Origin of the sequence: Sodalis sp. RH16 (assembly GCF_047324245.1) — a bacterium.
Lineage (GTDB): Bacteria > Pseudomonadota > Gammaproteobacteria > Enterobacterales > Enterobacteriaceae > Acerihabitans > Acerihabitans ligni.
In genome coordinates this window covers 570,037-593,990 of sequence record NZ_CP178737.1, presented here as the reverse complement: position 1 = coordinate 593,990, position 23,954 = coordinate 570,037, and the positions used below count along the sequence as shown (strand labels likewise).

The 23,954-nt window shown below is 57.0% G+C and carries 20 protein-coding genes; 18 read left to right on the top strand and 2 right to left on the bottom strand.

Annotated elements, in window-relative coordinates; all coding sequences use genetic code 11:
• The first annotated feature begins 260 nt into the window (after positions 1–260).
• The 5 genes from ACL2XJ_RS02710 (at position 261) to ACL2XJ_RS02690 (ending at position 5,734) form a co-directional block, all read left to right on the top strand.
• Positions 261–1,031, top strand: coding sequence for an IclR family transcriptional regulator (locus ACL2XJ_RS02710; protein WP_132925678.1), 771 nt, complete (start codon positions 261–263; stop codon positions 1,029–1,031).
• A gap of 90 nt (positions 1,032–1,121) precedes the next feature.
• A complete protein-coding gene (locus ACL2XJ_RS02705; RefSeq protein ID WP_132925680.1) occupies positions 1,122–2,306 on the top strand; it encodes a CaiB/BaiF CoA transferase family protein in 1,185 nt (394 codons plus the stop codon).
• An 8-nt stretch (positions 2,307–2,314) separates the two neighbouring features.
• Positions 2,315–3,094: an enoyl-CoA hydratase/isomerase family protein gene (locus tag ACL2XJ_RS02700; RefSeq protein WP_413725550.1), complete on the top strand. Its 780-nt coding sequence runs from the start codon at positions 2,315–2,317 to the stop codon at positions 3,092–3,094.
• 143 nt (positions 3,095–3,237) lie between these two features.
• Entirely contained in the window at positions 3,238–4,515 is a 1,278-nt protein-coding gene (locus ACL2XJ_RS02695; RefSeq protein ID WP_132925684.1) for an MFS transporter, read from the top strand.
• 142 nt (positions 4,516–4,657) lie between these two features.
• Positions 4,658–5,734 (top strand): hypothetical protein, encoded by a 1,077-nt coding sequence (locus ACL2XJ_RS02690; RefSeq protein ID WP_413725549.1) that lies wholly within the window; start codon positions 4,658–4,660, stop codon positions 5,732–5,734.
• A 538-nt stretch (positions 5,735–6,272) separates the two neighbouring features.
• Here the strand turns inward: ACL2XJ_RS02690 and queG are convergent.
• Positions 6,273–7,412, bottom strand: a complete 1,140-nt coding sequence (gene queG / locus ACL2XJ_RS02685) for a tRNA epoxyqueuosine(34) reductase QueG (RefSeq protein ID WP_413725548.1) — start codon at positions 7,410–7,412, stop codon at positions 6,273–6,275.
• On the opposite strand from queG, the gene nnr reads away from it, so the two are divergent.
• From nnr to rlmB, 13 genes are all read left to right on the top strand, one after another.
• Positions 7,411–8,925, top strand: coding sequence for a bifunctional ADP-dependent NAD(P)H-hydrate dehydratase/NAD(P)H-hydrate epimerase (gene nnr / locus ACL2XJ_RS02680; RefSeq protein WP_413725547.1), 1,515 nt, complete (start codon positions 7,411–7,413; stop codon positions 8,923–8,925). The two genes, queG and nnr, sit on opposite strands and share 2 nt — an antisense overlap.
• Positions 8,926–8,960: 35 nt before the next feature.
• Entirely contained in the window at positions 8,961–9,440 is a 480-nt protein-coding gene (gene tsaE, locus ACL2XJ_RS02675; protein ID WP_413725546.1) for a tRNA (adenosine(37)-N6)-threonylcarbamoyltransferase complex ATPase subunit type 1 TsaE, read from the top strand.
• Positions 9,437–11,011: an N-acetylmuramoyl-L-alanine amidase AmiB gene (gene amiB, locus ACL2XJ_RS02670; protein WP_413725545.1), complete on the top strand. Its 1,575-nt coding sequence runs from the start codon at positions 9,437–9,439 to the stop codon at positions 11,009–11,011. The genes tsaE and amiB overlap by 4 nt, the downstream gene beginning before the upstream one ends.
• A 143-nt stretch (positions 11,012–11,154) precedes the next feature.
• Positions 11,155–13,050 carry a DNA mismatch repair endonuclease MutL gene (mutL, locus tag ACL2XJ_RS02665; RefSeq protein WP_413725544.1) on the top strand — a complete coding sequence of 632 codons (1,896 nt, stop codon included), beginning with the start codon at positions 11,155–11,157 and terminating at the stop codon, positions 13,048–13,050.
• Positions 13,043–13,984 (top strand): tRNA (adenosine(37)-N6)-dimethylallyltransferase MiaA, encoded by a 942-nt coding sequence (gene miaA, locus ACL2XJ_RS02660; RefSeq protein ID WP_413725543.1) that lies wholly within the window; start codon positions 13,043–13,045, stop codon positions 13,982–13,984. The genes mutL and miaA overlap by 8 nt, the downstream gene beginning before the upstream one ends.
• 112 nt (positions 13,985–14,096) lie before the next feature.
• Positions 14,097–14,408 (top strand): RNA chaperone Hfq, encoded by a 312-nt coding sequence (gene hfq, locus ACL2XJ_RS02655; RefSeq protein ID WP_132925700.1) that lies wholly within the window; start codon positions 14,097–14,099, stop codon positions 14,406–14,408.
• A gap of 96 nt (positions 14,409–14,504) precedes the next feature.
• Positions 14,505–15,785 (top strand): ribosome rescue GTPase HflX, encoded by a 1,281-nt coding sequence (hflX, locus tag ACL2XJ_RS02650; protein WP_132925701.1) that lies wholly within the window; start codon positions 14,505–14,507, stop codon positions 15,783–15,785.
• 55 nt (positions 15,786–15,840) lie between these two features.
• On the top strand, positions 15,841–17,097 hold the full coding sequence (gene hflK / locus ACL2XJ_RS02645) for an FtsH protease activity modulator HflK (protein WP_132925703.1): 1,257 nt from the start codon (positions 15,841–15,843) through the stop codon (positions 17,095–17,097).
• 3 nt (positions 17,098–17,100) lie between these two features.
• Positions 17,101–18,132: a protease modulator HflC gene (hflC, locus tag ACL2XJ_RS02640; RefSeq protein WP_132925704.1), complete on the top strand. Its 1,032-nt coding sequence runs from the start codon at positions 17,101–17,103 to the stop codon at positions 18,130–18,132.
• A 59-nt stretch (positions 18,133–18,191) separates the two neighbouring features.
• Complete coding sequence (locus ACL2XJ_RS02635) at positions 18,192–18,392, top strand: DUF2065 family protein (protein ID WP_132925706.1); 201 nt, start codon at positions 18,192–18,194, stop codon at positions 18,390–18,392.
• 102 nt (positions 18,393–18,494) lie between these two features.
• Positions 18,495–19,793 (top strand): adenylosuccinate synthase, encoded by a 1,299-nt coding sequence (locus ACL2XJ_RS02630; RefSeq protein WP_132925707.1) that lies wholly within the window; start codon positions 18,495–18,497, stop codon positions 19,791–19,793.
• A 461-nt stretch (positions 19,794–20,254) separates the two neighbouring features.
• Positions 20,255–22,735: a ribonuclease R gene (rnr, locus tag ACL2XJ_RS02625; protein ID WP_132925709.1), complete on the top strand. Its 2,481-nt coding sequence runs from the start codon at positions 20,255–20,257 to the stop codon at positions 22,733–22,735.
• 111 nt (positions 22,736–22,846) lie between these two features.
• Positions 22,847–23,584 (top strand): 23S rRNA (guanosine(2251)-2'-O)-methyltransferase RlmB, encoded by a 738-nt coding sequence (gene rlmB, locus ACL2XJ_RS02620; RefSeq protein ID WP_132925711.1) that lies wholly within the window; start codon positions 22,847–22,849, stop codon positions 23,582–23,584.
• A 22-nt stretch (positions 23,585–23,606) separates the two neighbouring features.
• On the opposite strand, the gene bsmA is transcribed toward rlmB, so the two are convergent.
• Complete coding sequence (bsmA, locus tag ACL2XJ_RS02615; protein ID WP_413725542.1) at positions 23,607–23,915, bottom strand: biofilm peroxide resistance protein BsmA; 309 nt, start codon at positions 23,913–23,915, stop codon at positions 23,607–23,609.
• Positions 23,916–23,954: the final 39 nt, after the last annotated feature.

The window sequence follows — 23,954 nt, the reverse complement described above, 5'->3', positions numbered from 1 at the left end:
AATAACCTCCGTTAAATACAGACGGCATGCTTTCTGTGTCGGTTCGGCCTGGCGCCGGGGCCATGGGGGAACGGCATCGTCAGGGAAAGCGGTCCGGCAGGCGCATGCGCTCCCGAACCCGCGCCCCGGTAAACAAGTGACTTTATTTTGACCACAATCACAGATCCGAGATGCCGATGGTAAAACGACTGGTAAATAGACTTGGGGAGATGTAAATAGAATGTACGGTAATACGGAACGCAGTTCGGAAAAATGGCTTTATGAATAAAACGGTGGAACGCGCCATCCTGGCCCTGGAATACATCGCGAAAAGTAAACAGCCGGTGACCATGGCGGATGTGCGCAATGCGCTGGGACTCCCGAAAAGTACCGCTTCGGAGATTCTTAATACATTGATTGATATGGATATTCTAAAGATCGGTAATCAGGATTACGCCACGCTGTCGGCGGGAACCCGGCTTTATGAGATTAGCGCCAGCTTTATCGGCAAAAACGATTTAATCACCGTCAGCAGCGAAGCCGGCGTCGCATTGGCGAAAGAAACGGGCAAAATGGTTTGCATGTCGCTGTTCAACGGCGACGAGATTGTACCGTTCGAGAAGATAGGCGGCGTGGAGCCGATGCAGCCACAGCTTAACACCATGCCGAAGTTTTCCCTGCGGGAGAGCGCCAGCGGTAAGGCGATTCTCGCCGCCAGCCGGCAGGATCGTCTGCAGTGGCTGCTGGATAAAAACAGCGCTCCGGGGGATGAGGATAGGGGCGCGGGCATTTTCGCCGAGCTGGCGCAGGTCGCCGCCAGCGGGTATGCCATAAGCCACGAGCTGCCGGAGCTGTGTTCCATCGCCGCGCCGGTATTACAGGCCGACGGTGTGCCGCTGGTATCTTTATGCATTATTGATTTTACGTTCAGACTGGATGCCGCAGAACAGCGGCGGTTAGGCAATAAAATCGAAGTGGCGGCGCTGGGGGCATCGCGGCAAATGGGCTACAAAGGCCTGCGTCTTTACCAGGAACCGCGGAATTTCAATTAATCACCATCACTGACGGTCATCCCATTGGCGGTGATTTGATGTGTAATATTACCGAACCCCGTTCGATAATATAGAACAAAGGAAACGTATATGTTAGAAGGCGTCAAGGTATTGAGCTTTACCCACTATTTGCAAGGGCCCTCCGCAGCGCAAACGCTGGCGGATTTAGGCGCCGATGTGGTGAAAATCGAGTCGCCGAAAGGGGCCTATGAACGATCCTGGTCAGGGTGCGATACCTACCTCAACGGCGTCAGCGTGTTTTTCCTGCTGGCAAACCGCAACCAGCGCGCCATGGCCATCGACCTCAAGTCCGCCGAGGGCCGGCAGATTATTTACGATCTGCTGCAAGAGTATGACGTGATTATCGAAAACTTTAAGCCGGGGGTGATGGACCGTCTCGGCCTGGGATATGAGGATATCCGCAAAATCAATCCCCGTATCGTCTACTGTTCCTGTACCGGCTACGGCTCCAGCGGACCGAAAGCGAAGGAGCCGGGCCAGGATTTGATGGCGCAAAGCATCAGCGGGCTGGCCGCCCTTAATGGTCCCGGTTCGCATCCGCCGATGCCGGTGGGGACCGCTCTGGTGGATCAGCATGGCGCCGCGCTGGCGGCGCTGGGCATCATCGCCGCCGTTTTCCACCGCGAAAAAACCGGGCAGGGGCATAAGGTGGACGCCTGCCTGCTGCACTCGGCGCTGGATCTACAGATTGAGCCCCTCAACTATTTCCTCAACGGCGGCAAACTGACGCCCCGCGCGGATACCGGGCTGTCCAGCCGTTTTCACCAAAGCCCCTATGGTATTTACGCCACCGCCGACGGCTACATTACGCTGTCGCTGACCCCCTTTGACAAACTGAGCGCGGCCTTCCGCCCGGGAGCGCTGGAGGGATTCACCGCCGCCGACCAGATGTCGGCGCGCCTTGATTTCGATGCCCGCGTCGCGTCGGAAATGCTGAGCAAAAGCACGGCGGAATGGCTGGCTATTTTCAAGCGGGAGGGGATATGGCATGCGCCGGTGAATGAATATGCGGATGTGGTGGAAGACGAACAGGTGAAGTACAACCAGGCCTTTATCGAAATGGAACATCCGGTGGCCGGCACGGTGCGGGTGCTGGGCCACCCGAATCAGTATGACGGACAGCCGCTGCCGCTGCGCCGCCTCCCCCCCGAACTGGGTGAGCACAGCGCGGAAATACTCGCCGAACTGGGCTACAGCCAGGAGGTTATCCGCCGGCTTATTTCCGACAATATTATATCGGTTAACAAACACTGAGGCATATTATGACCACAAGCGACTCCCTTGTTACATTGGAAATAAATAACGCCGTTGCGCTGCTGACATTAAATAATCCGCCACTTAACCTGGTAACCCTTTCTCTGTCCAGGGAATTACGATCTTTATTGAAGCAGCTGGATCGGGACGACGATGTGAGAGTAGTGGTATTAACCGGTTCGGGAAAAAAAGCATTTTGCGTTGGGTCCGATATCAAAGAATTCCCGGAAGTCTGGGATGACGTTATCAGTAAAAAGCTGCAGAAAGAAAATGAAACCTTTAATGCCATTGAATTTCTGAATAAACCGGTCATTGCCGCCTTGGAAGGCGTGGTCTGCGGCGGTGGCTTTGAAATGGCCATGGCCTGCGATATGCGAATTCTATCCGACAGCGGGAAAATCGCCCTGCCGGAAATCAATTTGGGCGTCTTCCCCGGCAGCGGCGGATTATTCCGCTTGCCGAAGCTGGTGGGGACGGCAAAGGCCATGGAATTGATGATGACCGGCAGCTTTGTCGAGGCAAAGCGCTGCCTGGAATGGGGCATGGTCAATCGTCTGGCGCCGGCGGGCACCACGGTGGAAGCGGCGCTGGAGCTGGCGCGGGAAATTGCGATGAAACCTTTTGAGGCCATAAGATTAATAAAACAGGGCGTACGCGCCATCGGCATGCAGTCCACGGAACACTGCTTTTATCAAAATCTGCGGTTCAGCCAGGAAATTTTCCAAACCAGGGATTGTGCGGAAGGCGTAGCGGCTTTTTTAGAAAAAAGAGAGGCGAAATTTCTATAAAAATAAATACTCTTTGACATTACGGTAGGGTGGCCGGCATTAATGCAGGCCATCATAATAATGACAATTCAACGATACGTATTGACTTAAAAATAAAGCAATTAATTTCGGTGCCTACATAAATCCTATTGAGGTAAGTCAAGATGAACAAACTGCCTGTACGCCGTTGGCTCTATTTAATGCCGACGATATTTATTACTTACAGCCTGTCTTACCTTGATAAGGCTAATTACAGTTTTGCCTCCGCCGCCGGCATCGGTAACGATCTGGGTATTAATCCCTCTCTGGCGTCTTTGATAGGAGCACTTTTTTTTCTGGGTTATTTTACCTTGCAAATACCGGGCGGGATGCTGGCGGAAAAGTGGAGCGTGCGCAAGCTGCTGACCTGGAGCCTGGTGCTGTGGGGGATCTGCGCTACGTTAACCGGGCTGGTGACCAATATCACCTCGCTGATTATTATCCGTTTCGCCCTTGGGGTGGTGGAAGCCATTGTGACGCCGAGTCTTTTGATCTTGGTATCACGCTGGTTCACCCATTCCGAACGCTCCAAAGCCAATACGCTGTTCCTGCTCGGCAACCCGGTTACCGTATTGTGGATGTCCATTCTTTCCGGCTGGCTGGTGCAAAACTGGGGATGGCGCCATATGTTCGTGGTGGAAGGCATTCCCGCCGTCATCTGGGCGGTGGTGTGGTGGGTTGTTATCCGCGACAGGCCGGAGCAGGCCAACTGGCTGAGCAAGGAAGAGAAAGCGGCGGTGATAAGCGAACTGGCCAATGAGCAGCAGCATAAAGAGACCATGACCAACTGGGGACAGGTTTTCCGTTCCGCCAACGTTATCAAGCTGGCGGGCTGGATGTTTTTCCAGAGCATCGGTTTTTACGGTTTCCTGATGTGGCTGCCCTCCATTCTGCACTCGGGCGCCATCTCCATGGCCCAAACCGGCCTGCTGTCCTCGCTGCCGTACGGCCTGGCGGCGATATTAATGATGATTGCCGCCTGGCTGAGCGACAAATATCAAAAACGGGTGGGTTTTGTCGCTTTCCCGATATTGATAGCCGGCTGCTGTTTCCTGCTGCTGCCGTTCCTCGGCACGAACCATTTCTGGCTCTCTTACCTGCTGCTGGTGATTACCGGGGCCTGCCTTTATATCCCGTTCGGGCCGTTCTTCGCGCTGGTGCACGACGTATTGCCGGCTTCCATGGTGGGCGGCGCCGGCGGGATGATCAACAGCATGGCCGCGGTGGGGGCGTTTATCGGCTCGTATCTGGTGGGCATGCTCAACAGCGTCACCCATTCAACCAATTCCTCCTATTTTATGATGTCGGCCTGCCTGGGTATCGCCGTGCTGTTTGCCTTGACCATCAAACCCAAAAAAGCCGCCGAAGCGGGAAAGTTAGCCGGTAATTCCAGCGTGGCGTAGCGTCGGGCGGCGCCGGCCGACGCAATTACCGCCGCCGGCACCTGCCAAAGTAAGCCCTGCAGGGGGGCATGATCCTGCCATCCCCTGCGAATCGGGTTCGTCCCGGTGAGAAAAAAAAATCAACTTATAACAGAGGAATAGTATGGACTGGCTGACGGCGGCAATCACTGGCTGCGTTGAGAAAGTGAAAAAGAGCAGCGTGACGTTTATCGATTTTCCCCATATTACCGAAAACGGCAAGTATATATTCACCCGGGACGGCGTCTGGACCGGCGGTTTTTGGGTCGGGCAGCTGTGGCTGTCGTATGGACACAGCGGCGATCCCGCGCTGCGCGCTGCGGCTGAACATTTTACCCAGCGTATTTTGCCCCGCGCCCAAGACAGCCGTAACCACGATTTGGGGTTTATGTTTTATCCCAGCGCCATTACCGGCTGGCGGATCACCGGCAATGAGTCCTGGCGCCAGGGGGCATTGGCCGCCGCCCGCAGTCTGGCGGCGCAGTTCAACCCGGCCGGCGGATATATTCCGGGCTGGGGATTTTTCGGCCAGGAGGAGTGGTCCGGGGCGGTGCTTATCGATACGCTGATGAATCTTCCCCTGTTGCTATGGGCGGCGGAACAAAGCGGTGAAGATAGGCTGCTGCAGGTGGCGAACCGCCATGTGGAGAAAACGCTGGCGAACCATCTGCGCGCGGATGGGTCGGCCTACCACCGTTTCCATTTCACCCCTGACGGACAGCCGGTGCGCGGCGATACCTGGCAAGGCCTGTCGGCGGACAGCGCCTGGTCTCGGGGCCAGGGGTGGGCGCTGACCGGCCTTGCCATCCTCGCCGGCCAGCGGAGCAATCCCCTGTGGCTGGCATCCGCCGTGCGGGTGGCCCGCTACATCATCGGCCATTTGCCCGCCGACGGTATTCCGCCCTGGGACTATCTTGACCCCGACAAAGAGGCGCCCAAGGACGCCTCGGCGGGAGCCATTAGCGCCTACGGACTGCTGCGTCTGTACCGCCTCACGGGTGAAGTGATGTTCAAGGACAGCGCGGTGAGCGTTCTGCACGCCCTGAGCCGCCACTGCATGCTGGATGACAATGAAGGCTTGCTGGCCCATGCCACCGCCGATTTGCCGCACGGGCTGGGTATCGATCAGGCCACGGCCTATGGCGATTATTATTTTCTCAAGGCGCTGCTGGAGCTTAAGGACGTGACTTTGTGTGGATAAAAAGGTCATTTCCGCCTTTGCGCCAGGTTGATTTATGCGCTACGCTTGTTGACTAAACAATAGGGCTGCTTATGTATTGGCGGCACAGACGCCACTGTCGCCATTTTTTTATGAAAATCCGGCTTGCCTGGGGCTTAAAACTAAAGGATAATGCCTTCCCCGGTTTTACCGGCCCTGGAAAACCCCCATGCTTTCAAGGGAGTAGGCATGCAACAAATGTATGTTTTCAAGGGGTGGGACTAGGAAATATCTTATTGACAATCCCCATGCTATTTTCCGCCTTATCGATTGCCCTTATTGAGCAAAAAAAAGGTTTTAAACAGACTTATCCACAACGCTGGCGGGCAATAATATTTTTTCCAAAATCGTGATGGCGACAGCATAAGATTTTAATCTATTGATATAGCGGATATTTTTCTCTTAAAAAACTTTTTCTGTATTGCTTGTCTTTTTTGTGTCAATTGATTGTCAAAGGTTTTTTTATTTTATCCACAGTCCTTTAGTCTCTTGTTCGCGGGCAAATTTTACACATCGATTTTCAGGCATCGCGCGCCAATCCTTTCTCAATTGCATTAATCAATCGCCGTTGCCGGGCCGGCTGCACATTGACCGTTGCGGCTTCCCGTTGTCGCAGTTGTCGTTCTATCGCCCAGGTAATGTGTTTATCCAATAAGGCATCGTTACCCAGACTTTCCTGCAGGCACAAAACGATGCTTTCCTCATAAGGTGCGTTGCCCAAGGCGACGGCGATGTTGCGTAACCAGCGCCAGTGGCCGATACGACGAATGGGCGATCCCTCGGTGGCCCGCAGGAACGTGGTTTCGTCCCATTTGTACAGTTCCAGCAGTTCCGGCGAGTGAAGCGCCGCGCGCGGGCTGAAGTCCTTTTCATCGGTTAACGCCGAAAAACGATTCCACGGGCAAATCAGCTGGCAGTCATCGCAGCCATAAATTCGATTGCCGATAAGCGGGCGCAGGTCCTCGGGGATTTCACCCTGCAGCTCAATGGTGAGGTATGAAATACAGCGGCGCGCGTCGACGGTATAGGGGGCGACGATCGCCCCGGTGGGGCAGGCGGTCATGCAGGCGACACAGCGTCCGCACCCATCCTGTTGGGGCTGGTCTACGGGCAGGGGTAAATTGATCAACAATTCGCCGAGAAAAAACCAGGAGCCGGCTTCGCGGTTTAATATCAGTGAGTGTTTACCGACCCAGCCTATCCCGGCTTTGGCCGCCAGCGGGCGTTCCATTAACGGCGCCGAGTCCACGAAGGGACGGAATTGGACTTCTTGGCACCATTCGCGAATTTTATTGCCCAACTGTTGAAGACGATGGCGCAACACCTTGTGATAGTCGCGTCCCAGCGCATAACGGCTAACATAACCTAACCGGGGATTTTTCAGCGTGCGGGCAAAAGCGGCGTTGGCGGGGAGGTAATTCATTCTGACGCTGATGACGCGCAGGGTGCCGGGCAGGAGTTCATGCGGACGAGCGCGCAGACTGCCGTGGCGCGCCATCCATTCCATATCGCCGTGGTATTGGTTGTCCAGCCAGGCTTGCAGCACGGATTCATGAGCGGCAAGATCGGTATCGCAGATGCCGACCTGTTGAAAACCCAGAGCCAGACCCCACTCCTTGATGAGCCGGGTTAATTCTATCAAATCGAAAGGGTATGACATGGCGGACCGTATGAATAAAACAAACAAGTCAAGTTTACCACATTGCGCCTACTCCGCAGAATGGCTGAGGGGGTGGGAAGGTGAGGCCGCCAAACTGGCGGGCCTGTCGCTGTATCAATTAATGGAGCGAGCCGGGGACGCCGCCTTGCGCACCATAAACTGGTGTTATCCCTACGCCCGCCATTACCTGATCCTGGCCGGGCACGGCAACAACGGCGGCGACGGGTACGTGGCGGCCCGTCTGGCGGCGGCGCAGGGAAAGGCGGTGACGGTAATAGAGTGCCCCGGCAGCCGGCCTTTGCCCGATGAAGCCCGACAGGCCCGACAGGCGTGGCTGGATGCCGGCGGCAGTATCGCCGGCGTGGATGAAGGGTGGCCGCCGCAGGTGGATGTGATCGTTGACGGCCTGCTGGGAACCGGATTGAAGGACGCGCCGCGGGAACCCTATACCGGGCTTATCCACAGGGCCAACGACCATGGCGCGCCGATAGTTTCCCTCGACCTTCCTTCGGGGCTGAACGCCGAAACCGGCGCGGCGCCGGCGGCGGTGATCAAGGCGGCGCACACCGTGACGTTTATCGCGTTGAAACCCGGTTTGCTCACCGGCAAAGCGCGCAGCGTCACCGGGAAATTACATTATGACGATTTGGGGCTGGGTAACTGGCTGCAACAGCAAACCCCGCTATTGGAACGGCTGACCGCCGACCTGCTCCCCCGCTGGCTAACGCCGCGGGATCCCTGCGCGCATAAAGGGGATAACGGCCGGTTGGTGATTATCGGCGGCGATCACGGTTTATCCGGCGCCATTCGCATGACCGGTGAGGCGGCGCTGCGCACCGGCGCAGGTTTGGTGCGAGTGCTTACTCGCGAGGAGAACGTGGGTTCCCTGCTCACCGCGCGGCCGGAACTGATGGTTGAACCGCTTAACGACCAGTCGCTTCGCCAGGGTCTGGAATGGGCGGACGTCATTGTGATAGGTCCGGGTTTGGGGCAGTCGGAATGGGGTAAAAATGCGCTACGTATTGCGGAAAATTATGATAAACCCATGTTATGGGACGCCGACGCGCTGAACTTGCTGGCAATCAACCCGCAGAAACGTCACAATCGTATTGTCACGCCCCATCCCGGAGAAGCCGCGCGCTTGCTGAACAGCAAGGTCGGCGTGGTGGAAAGTGACCGCTTCCTCGCCGCCGCAAATATCGCAAAACGTTATGGCGGCGTGGTGGTGCTAAAAGGCGCGGGCACGCTGATCGCCGATGCCGGCGGCCAAACGTCCATTGCCGATGTGGGCAATGCCGGTATGGCCTCGGGGGGCATGGGAGATCTGCTTTCGGGCATCATCGGCGGTTTGCTGGCGCAGAAACTCTCGTTATATGATGCGGCGTGCGCCGGCTGCGTTATCCACGGCGCGGCCGCCGATTGGCTGGCGGCGGAAAAAGGCACGCGGGGCATGCTGGCCACGGATTTATTGCCCGCGTTATATCGATTTGTTAATCCTGAACATTTCGCCTGAAAAGCAGACCCTAAAATCAGATATAGAAATCAGACATGGAAAAATGTGTAATACCTTTGCCGGACGAAGCGGCAACCATCGCGTTAGGGGCTGCTTTAGCGAATGCCTGCCCGCAATCATGCGTGATTTATCTTTTTGGCGATTTGGGCGCCGGTAAAACCACGCTTTGCCGCGGCTTCCTGCGTGCGTTGGGCTATGAAGGCAATGTGAAAAGCCCTACCTATACTCTGGTGGAGCCTTATGAATTGGCGTCAGGAACCGTTTATCATTTCGATCTCTACCGGCTGCTTGATGCGGAAGAGCTGGAATTCATGGGAGTACGCGATTATTTCCGCCAGGATAGCCTGTGCCTGGTGGAGTGGCCGCAGAAGGGCGAAGGCATCCTGCCGGACGCCGATATAGCGCTGACGCTCGCCTATGCGGCGGACGGCCGGCAGGCCCTGATAGAGCCCCGGTCCGCAAGGGCCGCAGGGATACCGGCGCGGATGGCGTCTTGGCGGGAATCCCATAAATGATACTTAGAATCAGGATGGTTTTGGTTATCGTTCTAATGTGTCTGGCAGGCCATGTCGGCGCGGCAAATCTTACGGATATCAATGTGACAAACGGAAGCGAGCAATCCACGGTCACCTTGGGTTTTGGCGAACAGCCGGTTTATGCCTTTTTTTCGCTGCACAATCCTGAACGGGTGGTGGTGGATATCCGTCAGAGCATGCCGCCGCAGGGATTGCCGCTGGACTTCAACGGCCAGAATATCATCCGCCGCGTTCGTACCAGCCAGGCTCCGGACCCGCAGAGCATCCGCCTGGTGCTGGACCTGACCCGCAAATCACGGGCGCAGGCCGCCATCGAGCAAAGCAACGGACATTACAATGTCGTGGTGACGCTGAACTCTCCCCGACCCGCCGCCGCCCGTATCAGCCGTGCGGTGCCCGAGCCCGCGCCCCGGGCGGTTCCATCGTCGAATCGCGCGTTTAATGCGGCCCCCGCGGTGCAGGATAATCCGCTGTTGTCCCGCACCCCCCGTCCCGCTCGCCGGGCCGTGGCGCAAAGCGATCAGGTGGTGGTGGCCATCGATGCCGGTCACGGCGGCCAGGATCCCGGCGCCATCGGCCAAAACGGCTTGATGGAAAAAAATGTCACCATTGCCATTGCCCGCCGATTGAAAGCGCTCTTGGATCAGGATCCCATGTTCAGGCCGGCGTTGACCCGGGATGGCGATTATTTCATTTCGGTGATGGGGCGCTCGGATGTGGCGCGTAAGCAGGGCGCCAGCGTACTGGTATCCATCCATGCGGACGCGGCGCCGAATCGCAGCGCCACCGGCGCATCGGTATGGGTATTGTCCAACCGCCGGGCCAACAGCGAGATGGCCAACTGGCTGGAGCAGCATGAAAAGCAATCGGAGCTGCTGGGGGGCGCGGGGGATCTGCTGGCCAACAGTTCGTCGGATCCGTACCTCAGCCAGGCGGTACTGGATTTGCAGTTCGGCCATTCCCAGCGGGTGGGCTACGATGTCGCTACCCGGGTATTAAGACAGCTGCGCAACGTGGGTTCGCTGCATAAAACGCGGCCGGAGTATGCCAGCCTGGGGGTATTGCGCTCGCCGGATATTCCTTCGCTATTGGTGGAAACCGGCTTTATCAGTAACGCCAACGAAGAGCGGCTGTTGGGCAGCGGGGAGTATCAGGACAAAATAGCCCAGGCCATTTATCTTGGCTTGCGCGCCTATTTCTCGGCCCATCCGCTGCAAAACGGTCCCAAACTGGAAAACCGTCCGCAGGGTATCGCGTCGGCGGCGGACGCCGGCGCCAGCGGCGCCCAGGCGGTGTCGCAATCCACCGCCGGCGTGATGCCCGCCGCCGCTCCCGCCGGTCGCCATGTGGTGCAGCGCGGCGAGACGCTGTCCGGTATCGCCAGCCGCTACGGTGTGAGCATGGCGGCGCTGCGCGATCTCAATCATTTGAAAAGGGACGTTGTGTGGGTCGGCCAGCGGCTGAAAATTCCCGCCGGTGCGGCGGAACAGCGGACCCAGGCGGCAAAACGGCGGAATTCTTCCGCCTTTGCGCGTGATTCCGCCAAATAGGCTGTCAAAAATGATAGGATCGGGGACGTGAGAAAAACGTAAAGAAATGACCTGTCGTCGAAGGCCAGGCACTATGTTAACAAACCCTTTTGTCGTAACAGGCCCTGATTTTCACCCGCTTAACACTGAGGATTTTCGCCGCCATGCCTATTCGGGTACTGCCGCCACAGCTCGCCAACCAGATCGCCGCCGGCGAAGTGGTCGAACGCCCCGCGTCGGTAGTGAAGGAACTGGTGGAGAACAGCCTTGACGCCGGCGCGACGCGTATCGACATCGATATAGAGCGGGCCGGCAGCCGCCTTATCCGCATCCGCGATAACGGTTGCGGCATCGCCAAGGACGATTTGGCGCTGGCGCTGGCACGGCACGCCACCAGTAAAATCGCCACGCTGGACGATCTCGAGGCTATTATCAGCCTGGGGTTTCGCGGGGAAGCGCTGGCCAGTATCAGTTCGGTGTCGCGGCTGACCCTGACCTCCCGCACCGAAGCGCAAACGGAAGCGTGGCAGGCCTATGCCGAAGGCCGCGACATGGCGGTGACTCTTAAACCGGCGGCGCATCCGGTGGGTTCCACGGTGGAAGTGCTGGATCTGTTTTACAATACGCCGGCCCGCCGCAAGTTCATGCGTACCGAGAAAACCGAATTCGCGCATATAGACGAAGTGGTGAAACGCATTGCGCTGGCGCGCTTTGATGTGACGTTCACCCTGCAGCATAACGGTAAACCGGTCCGCCAATATCGCGGGGTGACGCAGGAAGCCCAGAACCTCCGGCGCTTAAGCAGCCTGTGCGGACCGGCCTTTGTGCAACGGGCCCTGGAAGTCTCCTGGCAGCACGGCGACCTCCGCATCCGCGGCTGGGTAGCCGATCCGTCGGCGGCGGGTGAACTGCCGGACATGCAGTATTGTTATGTCAATCGGCGGATGATGCGCGACAAGCTGATTAATCACGCCATTCGCCAGGCCTATGAGGAACAGCTGTCCGAGGCGGGGCAACCGGCGTTTGTGCTGTACCTGGAAGTGGATCCCCATCAGGTGGATGTGAATGTGCATCCCACCAAACAGGAAGTCAGGTTTCACCAGTCCCGCCTGGTGCATGATTTTATCTATCAGGCGGTGATCGCCGTTATTCAGCGGCCGGACGAACCGGAGCTGCCCGTATCCGCCGATGCCGTCCCTTTGCACCGGATGCCGGAAAATCGCGTCGCGGCGGGGAAAAATCTCTTTGACAACCCCTCGCCGGCGCTTAAGGCGCCACCCTCCGGCCCTGGGAACACCCCGTCGCCGCCACAGTATAAGGCGCCGTCCGGTATTGGCCGGAGTAACGGCGGCGAAGCGGGGTCCCGATCCGGCCGGATGCGTGAACCGGCCGCCAATTACCATCCCGGCGCCGGTTATCAGACCAAAGAGGGTAAACTTTACCAAAAGCTGATTCAATCCGCGCCAGCGTCCGGCGCCGCTGCCGAGGCTGTTTCCGGCGACGATGTCCAGAGCTTCGGTCGGGTGCTTACCGTTTATCCGCCTTGTTACGCTCTGGTGGAATTCCGCCGGCGTCTGGCGCTGATTTCTCTGCCGGTGGCGGAGCGCCGCCTCAAGCAAAAACAGCTTACGCCGGATGGCGAAGCGTTACGGGCGCAGCCATTGCTTATTCCCCTGCGCATAATACTCAAGGAACCGGAGGCGGCGGGATTCCGCCGGTACCAGGCGCAATTGGAGCAGATGGGTATCCAGTTACAGGTTAATCAGCGCCAGGGGACGCTAAATGGCGTACCTTTACCATTACGCCAACAAAATTTACAAAACTTGATTCCGGAACTGTTAGGCTATCTGTCAGAAACTGAAACCATCACTTGTGATGAGATCGCTGCCTGGATTGCCCGCCAGTTGAACAGTGAACAACGTGCCTGGAGCCTTTCCCAGGCCATACAGTTACTCGCCGAGGTTGAGCGGCTTTGTCCGCAGTGGGTAAAGGTCCCGCCCGCAGAGCTTTTGGTGTTATTGGATCTTGAGGCCGCCATTGAGGCCCTTAATCATGACTGAGTCTACCGGCACGCCTTTGCCGCAGGCTATTTTCCTGATGGGACCTACCGCTTCGGGTAAAACCGGGCTGGCGATTGAGCTGCGCCGGCGATTGCCGGTGGAGATTATCAGCGTTGATTCCGCGCTGATTTATCGCGGCATGGATATCGGCACCGCAAAGCCCGGTAAAGACGAACTGGCGATAGCGCCGCACCGGTTGATTGATATCCTGGATCCGGAGCAGGCCTATTCGGCAGCGGATTTCAGCCGTGATGCGCTGGCCGCCATGGCAGAAATCACCGCGTCGGGTCGTGTGCCGTTATTGGTAGGCGGGACGATGCTCTACTTCAAGGCGCTTCTGGAGGGTTTATCCCCCTTGCCCCCAGCGGACCCTGAAGTGCGGGAGCGTATTTCCCGGGAGGCGCAGGCCAAAGGATGGGAGGCATTGCACCTCAAATTGCAGGAGATTGATCCGGTGTCGGCGGGTCGTATTCATCCGAATGATCCGCAGAGGCTCTCCAGAGCACTGGAAGTTTTTTTCGTTTCAGGTAAAACTCTTACGGAACTGACTAAAACTTCAGGTGAAGCATTGCCGTACCGGGTTCACCAGTTTGCGATTGCGCCAGAAAATCGCCGGCTGTTGCACCAGCGTATCGAGCAGCGCTTTCATCAGATGCTGGCGGCTGGTTTTGAGCGGGAAGCCAGGGTACTTTTCCTGCGCAGTGGCTTGCATAAAGATCTGCCGTCCATTCGCAGCGTCGGTTATCGCCAGATGTGGTCATATTTATCAGGTGAAATCGATTACGATGAAATGATTTATCGCGGGATATGCGCAACCCGGCAATTGGCCAAGCGGCAAATGACGTGGTTGCGCGGCTGGCCGTCGGTTCACTGGCTCGATAGTGACAAGCCCCTCGCTGCTTTAGACAAGGTATTACAGGTTGTTAGTGCATAGGTTGGGTGATTGTGTACAATTGGTAAGTACTGAACGCGCTTTTTTTTACATCGTTTATTTTAGAGCCACATGGTTCTTGTTACAAACAACAAGCACATAAGGAAAAGATAGAATGGCTAAGGGGCAATCTTTGCAAGATCCGTTCTTGAACGCATTGCGTCGGGAAAGGGTTCCGGTTTCTATTTATTTGGTGAATGGTATCAAATTGCAGGGCCAGATTGAGTCATTTGACCAGTTTGTCATTTTGTTAAAAAACACGGTTAGTCAGATGGTTTATAAGCATGCCATTTCTACTGTAGTACCATCGCGTGCGGTGTCGCATCACAATAACAATCCGGCAACAAGTAGCAGTGCCAGCAATTACCATCATGGCAGCAATCCTTCGGCGCCTGCGCAGCCGCTGGAAACTGATGACGTCGAGTAAGACGCATCCGGCTTGACCATTTCGCGGTGCTTTAGCGTGTTTGCGGCGCTAAGGCTCCGTTATAACTGCGGTTTATCCGTTTGAGAGGTTGTACGCTTGTTTGACCGTTATGATACCGGTGAGCAGGCCATACTGGTTCACATCTTTTTCTCGCAAGACAAAGACATGGAAGATCTTCAGGAGTTTGAGTCGCTGGTGTCTTCCGCCGGGGTGGAAGCGTTGCATGTTATAACCGGGAGCCGCAAGGCCCCGCACCCCAAATATTTTGTCGGAGAGGGAAAAGCTGAAGAAATCGCGCAAGCGGTTAAAACCAGTGGTGCGTCTGTCGTACTTTTCGATCATGCATTATCTCCTGCTCAAGAGCGCAATCTCGAGAGCTTATGCCAATGCCGGGTCATCGATCGCACCGGGCTGATTTTGGACATTTTTGCACAGCGTGCTCGTACCCACGAGGGTAAATTGCAGGTGGAACTGGCTCAGCTGCGCCATCTCGCCACGCGTCTGGTGCGGGGATGGACCCACCTTGAGCGGCAAAAAGGCGGCATAGGCATGCGCGGGCCGGGTGAAACCCAGCTTGAAACCGACCGCCGTCTGTTACGCAACCGGATTACCCTGATACTTTCCCGCCTGGAACGGGTGGAAAAACAGCGGGAGCAAGGACGCCGGGCCAGGAATCGCGCCGATGTCCCCACGGTATCGCTGGTGGGCTACACCAATGCCGGCAAATCCACGCTGTTCAACCGGCTCACCCAGGCGGAAGTCTATGTCGCCGACCAGCTGTTCGCCACGCTGGACCCTACCCTGCGGCGCATCGAAGTCGGCGATGTGGGCGACACGGTCCTGGCGGATACGGTTGGTTTTATCCGCCATTTGCCCCATGATCTGGTGGCGGCGTTTAAAGCGACCTTGCAAGAGACGCGCGAAGCCACGCTGCTGTTGCATATCGTCGATGCCTCGGACAGCCGCGGCCAGGAAAATATCGCCGCGGTGGATACGGTACTGGCGGAAATCGAAGCGAACGACGTTCCGGTACTGTTGATCATGAATAAAATCGATATGCTGGATGATTTTGTTGCGCGTATTGATCGAGACGAGGATAACTTACCGGTACGGGTATGGCTGTCCGCCGAAACCGGAGAAGGGATCCCGTTGCTTTTCCAGGCGCTGACCGAACGCCTGTCGGGTGAGATTGCGCAGCATGAGCTGCGCCTACCCCCGCAGGCCGGACGTTTACGCAGCCGTTTTTACCAGCTTCAGGCAATTGAAAAAGAATGGATTGAGGACGACGGCAGCGTCGGGCTGCTCGTCAGATTGCCGCTCATCGATTGGCGTCGCCTGTGCAAGCAAGAGAATGAGTTGGTGGACTATCTTGTCTGACCGTCCTTTGGGACTCAAAGCCTGAAGAAAACACATTAAGAATATGGAGCTAAACATGGCGTGGAATCAGCCCGGTAATAACGGACATGACCGCGACCCGTGGGGGAGCAGCAATAACAGCGGCAACTCTGGCGGAAATAATAATAAAGGCGGGCGTGAACAAGGACCTCCTGATTTGGACGATATCTTCCGTAAGCTCGGTAAAAAAATAAGCGGGTTTGGCGGAGGCAATAAAAACCCGGAGGGTACCGGCGGCGCCAAAAGCCCCGGCCACGGCAGGCGTTACATCGGACTGGCCGTGGTGGTCCTGGTGGCTATCTGGGCCGGCAGCGGCTTCTACACCATCAAGGAAGCGGAGCGCGGCGTAGTCACGCGCTTCGGAAAATTCGACCGCCTGGTGCAGCCGGGCCTGAATTGGAAACCCACCTTTGTGGATCATGTCATTGCGGTTAACGTTGAGTCGGTACGCGAGCTGGCGGCGTCCGGCATCATGCTTACCGCCGATGAAAACGTCGTGCGCGTGGAAATGAACGTGCAGTACCGCGTCACCGACCCGGAACGCTACCTGTTCAGCGTAACCGATGCGGACGACAGCCTGCGACAGGCCACCGACAGCGCCCTGCGGGGCGTTATCGGCAAGTACACCATGGATCGCATCCTCACGGAAGGGCGTACCGTGGTGCGCAGCGATACGCAGCGGGTATTGGAGGAAACCATCCGTCCATACGACATGGGCATTACCCTGCTGGACGTGAACTTCCAGGCGGCGCGTCCCCCTGATGAAGTGAAGGCCGCGTTTGACGATGCCATAGCCGCCCGTGAAAACGAGCAGCAGTACATCCGCGAGGCCGAGGCGTATGCCAACGAGGTCCAGCCGCGCGCTAACGGCCAGGCGCAGCGTATCCTGGAAGAGGGGCGCGCCTACAGAACCCGTACCGTGCTGGAAGCGCAGGGTGAAGTTCAGCGCTTCGCCAAACTGCTGCCTGAATACAAAGCCGCGCCGGAGATTACCCGCCAGCGTTTATATATAGATTCGATGGAACGGTTATTAAGCCATACGCGTAAAATTCTGGTGAACGACAACAAAGGGGGCAACAACGTGATGGTGCTGCCGCTGGATCAAATGCTGCGCAATGCGCCGGCGAAAGCATCCAAGGATACCGCCACGGACAGCCTGCTGCGGCTGCCCGCCCTTTCCACCGGCGGAACGGCTGAACCCTCGCCTGTGGATATCGGCACTTCCGGCTCCATCATGGATCAGCGCAAAGCGAACGCCCAGCGTGACGATACCACTCGCGTAGGGAGGGACTAACCGATGCGCAAGTCTATTATAGTCATCATTGTCGTGGTGCTTGTGGCGCTGTATGCCTCTATGTTTGTCGTCCAGGAAGGACAGCGCGGCATCGTATTGCGCTTTGGCAAAGTCCTGCGCGACAATGAAAACAAGCCTGAGATCTTCAATCCCGGCCTGCATTTTAAAATACCGTTTATCGAGACGGTGAAAACGCTGGACGCGCGCATCCAAACCATGGAAAACCAGGCGGATCGCTTTGTTACCATGGAAAAAAAGGATCTGATTGTCGATTCTTACATCAAATGGCGCATCAGTGATTTCAGCCGCTATTACCTGGCGACGGGCGGCGGTGACGTTTCTCAGGCCGAAGTCCTGCTGAAACGGAAATTCAGCGACCGGTTGCGTTCCGAACTCGGCCGGCTGGACGTCAAGGGCATCGTGACCGATTCGCGTAACCGGCTGATGACCGATGTGCGGGATGCGCTGAATAACGGCACCGCGGGGGACAATGAAATAGAGACCACGGAAGCGGACAACGCCATCGCCTCGGCGGCGGCGCGGGTCGCCCGTGAAACCAACGGCGCCCAGCCGGCGGTGAATCCCAACAGTATGGCGGCGCTGGGTATCGAAGTGGTGGATGTGCGTATCAAGCAGATAAGCCTGCCGGCTGAAGTCTCCGACGCCATATTCCAGCGTATGCGGGCCGAACGTGAAGCGGTGGCGCGTCGCCATCGTTCCCAGGGACAGGAAGAGGCGGAAAAACTGCGGGCGGCGGCAGACTATGAGGTCACCCGCACCCTGGCGGAAGCGCAGCGTACGGCATTAATCACCCGCGGCGAAGCCGATGCCGAAACCGCACAGCTGTACGCCAACGCCTTTGGCGCGGATCCGGCTTTCTTCACCTTTATCCGCAGCCTGCGCGCCTATGAAAACAGCTTTAGCGGCAACAACGATATTATGGTCCTTAGCGCGGACAGCGATTTCTTCCGTTATATGAAATCGCCCGATGTCGCCATACCGGCCACCCCGGCTGCTCCGGCAGCCCGGCCCTAACGAATAGATGATGTTTATGCCAAGGCCCGTTGACGCGGGCCTTTTTTTTCGAGGTTTCCATGAATCCTACAATTTGGATGGCGCTGGGACTGGTATTGGTTCTCGAAGGGCTGGGACCGATGCTGTTTCCGGCGGTATGGCGCAAAATGATCGGTTCCATGACGCTGCTGCCCGATAAATTATTGCGCCGCTTCGGCGGAGGGTTAGTCGTAGCCGGCGGTGTAATCTACTACATGTTGCGCAGCAGAATGGGAGGGTGATCGCAGCCACAAAAAACAGTCAATATTGATGTTAAAAAGTACTGAAAGCCACCCACTGAGATGTTAGAATCCTTTTTTAAGCAATCTGGTGAAAATTGAGAGATGGGTAAGAACGTTGTCGTACTGGGCACCCAATGGGGTGACGAAGGTAAAGGCAAAGTCGTAGACTTGCTGACTGAGCGGGCTAAATATGTTGTTCGCTATCAGGGCGGACATAATGCCGGTCATACTTTAGTTATCGACGGTGAAAAAACCGTACTTCATTTGATCCCTTCAGGTATTTTACGTAAAAACGTAACCAGCATTATTGCCAACGGTGTGGTGTTATCCCCCGAGGCGCTAATGAAAGAGATGGGTGAGCTTGAAGCCCGTGGTGTACCGGTACGCGAACGATTGCTTATTTCAGAAGCTTGTCCCCTCATCCTCTCCTACCATGTCGCCCTGGATGCGGCACGGGAGAAAGCCCGCGGCGACAAGGCCATCGGCACCACCGGCCGCGGTATTGGCCCGGCTTATGAAGATAAAGTCGCGCGCCGCGGATTACGCGTAGGCGATCTCTTCGATAAAAAAACCTTTGCCGTCAAGCTGAAAGAAATCGTCGATTATCATAATTTCCAGTTAGTGAATTATTATAAAGTCGACCCGGTGGATTATCAGACCATCCTGGATGATATTCTGGCGATTGCCGATATCCTTACCGGCATGGTTGTCGATGTTTCCGACCTGCTGGATAATGCCCGCAAGCGCGGCGAGCTCATCATGTTCGAAGGCGCGCAGGGCACGTTGCTGGATATCGATCACGGTACCTATCCCTATGTCACCTCATCCAACACCACCGCCGGCGGCGTTGCTACCGGTTCGGGCCTTGGACCGCGCTATGTGGATTATGTGCTGGGTATCGTCAAGGCCTATTCCACCCGCGTGGGTGCCGGCCCGTTCCCTACTGAGCTCTTTGATGACGTCGGCGAGTATCTGAGCATCAAGGGCAATGAATTCGGCGCAACCACCGGCCGACGCCGCCGTACCGGCTGGCTGGATGCGGTTGCCGTTCGCCGCGCGGTGCAGATCAATTCCCTGTCCGGTTTCTGCATGACCAAGCTTGACGTATTGGACGGTTTGAAAGAGGTGAAAATCTGCGTCGCTTATCGCATGCCGGACGGACGCGAAGTGAAAATCACTCCGCTGGCCGCCGAGGGCTGGGACGGTATAGTGCCTATCTATGAAACGCTGCCGGGCTGGAGTGAATCCACCTTCGGCGTCAAAGAGTTCGATAAGCTGCCGGAAGCCGCGCGACGCTACATTCGCCGGGTTGAGGAAGTGACCGAAGTGCCGGTGGATATCATCTCAACGGGGCCGGACCGGACCGAGACCATGATACTGCGTGACCCATTTGACGCATAATGGCAGTAAATCCGTCAAATTCTGAAAAACACGACAAACCGGGCAAGTCCCGGTTTGTCTATATTTATTATATGGTTAACCCACATAGCGGCTTTTTTGCCTGTACCGCCCGATGACAAGTCTTATAGCCTGTTCGGTTCCTAAAGGTTACTCTTATTACATCCGTTCCAAGTGCGTGTGGATATGTCGCCAATGCCGGCCAATCATATACCCATTGGATTTCGAGTTTCAGCAAGGCCAACGCACCAGCAACTTGAAGTATGACGGGCATAGCGCGGAATATTGTCCTCATCACTGCCTGCCGGTGGTTACAGGTATTGCTGCGGGCCTTTCGATATTTTTACAGGTCATTAATCATGCCGCCGGTCTGATTTGGTGGTGGAAAATCCACCGCTTTACTTATTATTGCTTGTTGAATGACATCGGCACAGCAACCTGTTTTAGACAATGGAGGTAGCGCAATGTCTCAAGATCCCTTTCTCGAACGAGAGGCGGAAAAATACGAATTCCCCGTGCCGAGCCGGGAATTTATCCTGGACCATTTGGCCAAACGGGAGACGCCGGTCAGCCGCGAAGAGCTGGCCCAGGATTTGGATATTACCGGCGAAGATCAAATAGAAGGTCTGCGCCGGCGTTTACGCGCCATGGAGCGCGACGGCCAGCTTATTTTTACCCGCCGGCAGTGCTACGCGCTGCCTGAGCGCCTGGATTTGCTACGCGGTACGGTCATCGGCCATCGCGATGGTTTCGGCTTTTTACGGGTCGAAGGCCGCAAGGACGATTTGTACCTCTCCGCCGAACAGATGAAAATGGCCATCCACGGCGACGTGGTGCTGGCGCAGCCGCTGGGAGCCGATCGTAAAGGTCGCCGCGAAGCGCGCATAGTGCGGGTATTGGTGCCCAAAACCAGCCAGATTGTCGGTCGTTATTTTACCGACGCCGGCAGCGCGTTTGTGGTGCCCGACGACAGCCGGTTGAGTTTCGATATCCTGGTGCCGCCGGAAAGCACCGGCGGGGCCCGTATGGGCTTCGTGGTGGTGGTGGAGCTCACTCAGCGTCCCACCCGCCGCACCAAGGCCATCGGCAAGGTGGTGGAGGTCCTCGGGGACAATATGGGGACCGGGATGGCAGTGGATATTGCCGTACGATCCCACGATATTCCCTACACCTGGCCGCCGGAAGTGGAAAGCCAGGTGGCGACGCTTGCGGAAGAAGTGCCGGAAGAGGCGAAGCGCGGCCGGGTGGATTTGCGTCCGCTGCCGCTGATGACCATTGACGGCGAAGATGCCCGCGATTTTGATGATGCGGTATTCTGCGAAACAAAACGCGGCGGCGGATGGCGTCTTTGGGTCGCCATCGCGGATGTCAGTTATTATGTCCGGCCGAATACCCCCCTGGACAACGAAGCCCGCAGCCGGGGAACGTCGGTGTACTTCCCCTCGCAGGTGATCCCCATGCTGCCGGAAGTGCTCTCCAACGGTTTGTGTTCGCTGAATCCGCAGGTGGACCGGTTATGCATGGTCTGTGAGATGACCGTCTCGGCCCAGGGCCGGCTTTCATCCTACAAGTTTTACGAAGCCGTCATGAACTCCCATGCGCGGCTGACCTATACCAAGGTATGGCAGATACTGCAGGGCAATGAGGAGCTGCGCGAGCAGTACCGGCCGCTGGTCAAACCGATTCAGACATTGCATGAAATGTATAAGGCGCTGGATCAAGCGCGGATGCAGCGCGGCGGCATCTCGTTTGAAACCGATGAAGCCAAGTTTATTTTTAACGCCGAGCGGCGCATCGATCGCATTGAGCCGGTGACGCGCAATGATGCGCATAAGCTGATTGAAGAATGCATGATCCTGGCCAATATCGCCGCGGCGCGGTTTGTGGAAAAGAATGAAGAGCCGGCCCTTTACCGGGTGCACGATCGTCCCAGCGACGATCATATTACCGCGCTGCGCAGCGTGCTGGGTGAGTTGGGGCTGACTCTGGGCGGCGGAGCGAAACCCGAGCCGAAAGATTACGCCGAAATGATGAATGTGGTGGCTAATCGCCCGGATCACGAAATGCTGCAGACCATGCTGCTGCGGTCGATGAAGCAGGCGATTTACGATCCTGAAAACCGCGGCCATTTCGGCTTGGCATTGCAGGCTTATGCCCACTTTACCTCGCCCATAAGGCGCTATCCGGATCTCTCTTTACACCGCGCCATCAAATATCTGCTGGCGAAACGGGATGGCGAGGCCGTCGGCCGTGCCACCGCCAGCGGCGGCTGGCATGCCGAAATGGCGGAAATGCTGCAATTGGGCCAGCAGAGCTCCATGAGCGAACGCCGGGCCGATGAGGCCACTCGCGACGTGGCGGATTGGCTGAAGTGTGATTTTATGCAGGATCACGTGGGCCAGGTATTTAGCGGCATCATCGCCAGCGTGACCGGTTTTGGCTTTTTTGTCCGCCTGAACGATTTATTCATCGACGGCCTGGTGCATGTTTCCACCCTGGATAACGATTATTACCGTTATGACAATATCGGGCAGCGGCTGATCGGCGAATCGGGCGGGCGGGTCTACCGTCTGGGCGACGTGGTGGAAATCAAGGTCGAAGCAGTCCATATGGATGAACGCAAAATCGATTTCTCCCTGATATCCAGCCGCCGTCAACCCCGTGGCGCGGGTAAAACCGAGCGCGTTCGGACGCAGCAGGCGGCGCGCGGCGCCAACGGCGCCGGCGGTGAGAGTAAAACTCCCCGCCGCCGCCGCTCCGGCAAAAAGCCGGCTAACTTCGAACCGGACAGCGCGTTTCGCGGCAGCGAACGCCAGGACGGCAAGGCTAAAAGCCAGCCCGCCAAGGCCAAGGCCAAGGCGTCCTCCGCCGGGGAACATGCCGCGGGCGGCGAGGCGGCTAAACCAAGACGCAGCAGGAAAAAAGCCGGCACCGCCGGTAAATAAAACAATACCGCGCCTCCAGCGCGCTGCAATCCGCCCCTGCCTTAAACCGGCGGGGCGGATGCCGGAATAAACCTCCGGGCTTGAACATGGCTACTTAACTAAAAGATCAACATGAGCGAAATCATTTACGGCATACACGCCGTTAAAGCTTTATTGGACCGCGACCCGCAGCGTTTTCTTGATGTCTATATCCTGAAAGGCCGCGACGACCGCCGCCTGCACCCCCTGATTGTCGAGCTGGAGGCGGCGGGGATCGTCATCCAGATTGCGAACCGGCAGTGGCTGGATGAAAAGGTCGAAGGGGCGGTACACCAGGGCATCGTGGCACGGGTCCAGGAAGCGCGCCAGCTACAGGAAAACGATTTGCCGGGGCTGCTGCAACAGCATGCCGCGCCGTTCCTGCTGGTGCTGGACGGCGTCACCGATCCCCATAACCTGGGAGCCTGCCTGCGCAGCGCCGACGCCGCCGGGGTGCATGGGGTGATTGTGCCGCGGGATCGGTCCGCCCCCCTTAGCGCCATAGCCAAAAAGGTCGCCAGCGGCGCGGCGGAAACCGTGCCCTTGATTCGCGTCACCAATCTGGCGCGGACCCTGCGTTTGCTGCAGGAACATAATGTGTGGATTGTCGGTACCGCTGGCGAGGCGGATCATGACCTCTACCAGAGCAAGCTTACCGGCCCGCTGGCCCTGGTAATGGGCGCCGAAGGCGAAGGCATGCGCCGTTTAACCCGCGAGCATTGCGATGAGCTGATCAGCATTCCGATGGCGGGTTCGGTATCATCGCTGAATGTCTCGGTGGCCACCGGCGTCTGCCTGTTCGAGGCGGTGCGCCAGCGTCAAATCGGTTGAACATAACGGCATGCCGGCGTCCTTAGCGATACAGGATGACGTCGGCGCGCCACTTGCCCGACGTTATCAGTTCTGATAAAGCGACAATCTGGTAATAGGTGGCATGAGCAGCATTGGCCTTGACGCGAACGACATGCTCAACATCCATGGGACTGCCGCGTCTTTCCACCGAGAATCGGTCGAGGACCTGCAGTGACCCGGTCTGATCGCGCTGGATTTCCTGTGCCTGATGGGTGGGCGGCGGCGGCGGGACCGGTTTGCCTTCCAGTACGCTGCAGCCTGCGAGGGCCAGCAAACCGAGGGCGGTAACCATCACGGATAGCGATTTCATGGGATATAAGCCATTGAGTTAAACACGACAAGTATATCC

Coding starts and splice junctions, on each gene's coding strand:
- ACL2XJ_RS02710 (WP_132925678.1), top strand. CDS start 261: ATGAATAAAACGGTGGAACGCGCCATCCTGGCCCTGGAATACATCGCG.
- ACL2XJ_RS02705 (WP_132925680.1), top strand. CDS start 1,122: ATGTTAGAAGGCGTCAAGGTATTGAGCTTTACCCACTATTTGCAAGGG.
- ACL2XJ_RS02700 (WP_413725550.1), top strand. CDS start 2,315: ATGACCACAAGCGACTCCCTTGTTACATTGGAAATAAATAACGCCGTT.
- ACL2XJ_RS02695 (WP_132925684.1), top strand. CDS start 3,238: ATGAACAAACTGCCTGTACGCCGTTGGCTCTATTTAATGCCGACGATA.
- ACL2XJ_RS02690 (WP_413725549.1), top strand. CDS start 4,658: ATGGACTGGCTGACGGCGGCAATCACTGGCTGCGTTGAGAAAGTGAAA.
- nnr (WP_413725547.1), top strand. CDS start 7,411: ATGGCGGACCGTATGAATAAAACAAACAAGTCAAGTTTACCACATTGC.
- queG (WP_413725548.1), bottom strand. CDS start 7,412: ATGTCATACCCTTTCGATTTGATAGAATTAACCCGGCTCATCAAGGAG.
- tsaE (WP_413725546.1), top strand. CDS start 8,961: ATGGAAAAATGTGTAATACCTTTGCCGGACGAAGCGGCAACCATCGCG.
- amiB (WP_413725545.1), top strand. CDS start 9,437: ATGATACTTAGAATCAGGATGGTTTTGGTTATCGTTCTAATGTGTCTG.
- mutL (WP_413725544.1), top strand. CDS start 11,155: ATGCCTATTCGGGTACTGCCGCCACAGCTCGCCAACCAGATCGCCGCC.
- miaA (WP_413725543.1), top strand. CDS start 13,043: ATGACTGAGTCTACCGGCACGCCTTTGCCGCAGGCTATTTTCCTGATG.
- hfq (WP_132925700.1), top strand. CDS start 14,097: ATGGCTAAGGGGCAATCTTTGCAAGATCCGTTCTTGAACGCATTGCGT.
- hflK (WP_132925703.1), top strand. CDS start 15,841: ATGGCGTGGAATCAGCCCGGTAATAACGGACATGACCGCGACCCGTGG.
- hflC (WP_132925704.1), top strand. CDS start 17,101: ATGCGCAAGTCTATTATAGTCATCATTGTCGTGGTGCTTGTGGCGCTG.
- ACL2XJ_RS02635 (WP_132925706.1), top strand. CDS start 18,192: ATGAATCCTACAATTTGGATGGCGCTGGGACTGGTATTGGTTCTCGAA.
- ACL2XJ_RS02630 (WP_132925707.1), top strand. CDS start 18,495: ATGGGTAAGAACGTTGTCGTACTGGGCACCCAATGGGGTGACGAAGGT.
- rnr (WP_132925709.1), top strand. CDS start 20,255: ATGTCTCAAGATCCCTTTCTCGAACGAGAGGCGGAAAAATACGAATTC.
- rlmB (WP_132925711.1), top strand. CDS start 22,847: ATGAGCGAAATCATTTACGGCATACACGCCGTTAAAGCTTTATTGGAC.
- bsmA (WP_413725542.1), bottom strand. CDS start 23,915: ATGAAATCGCTATCCGTGATGGTTACCGCCCTCGGTTTGCTGGCCCTC.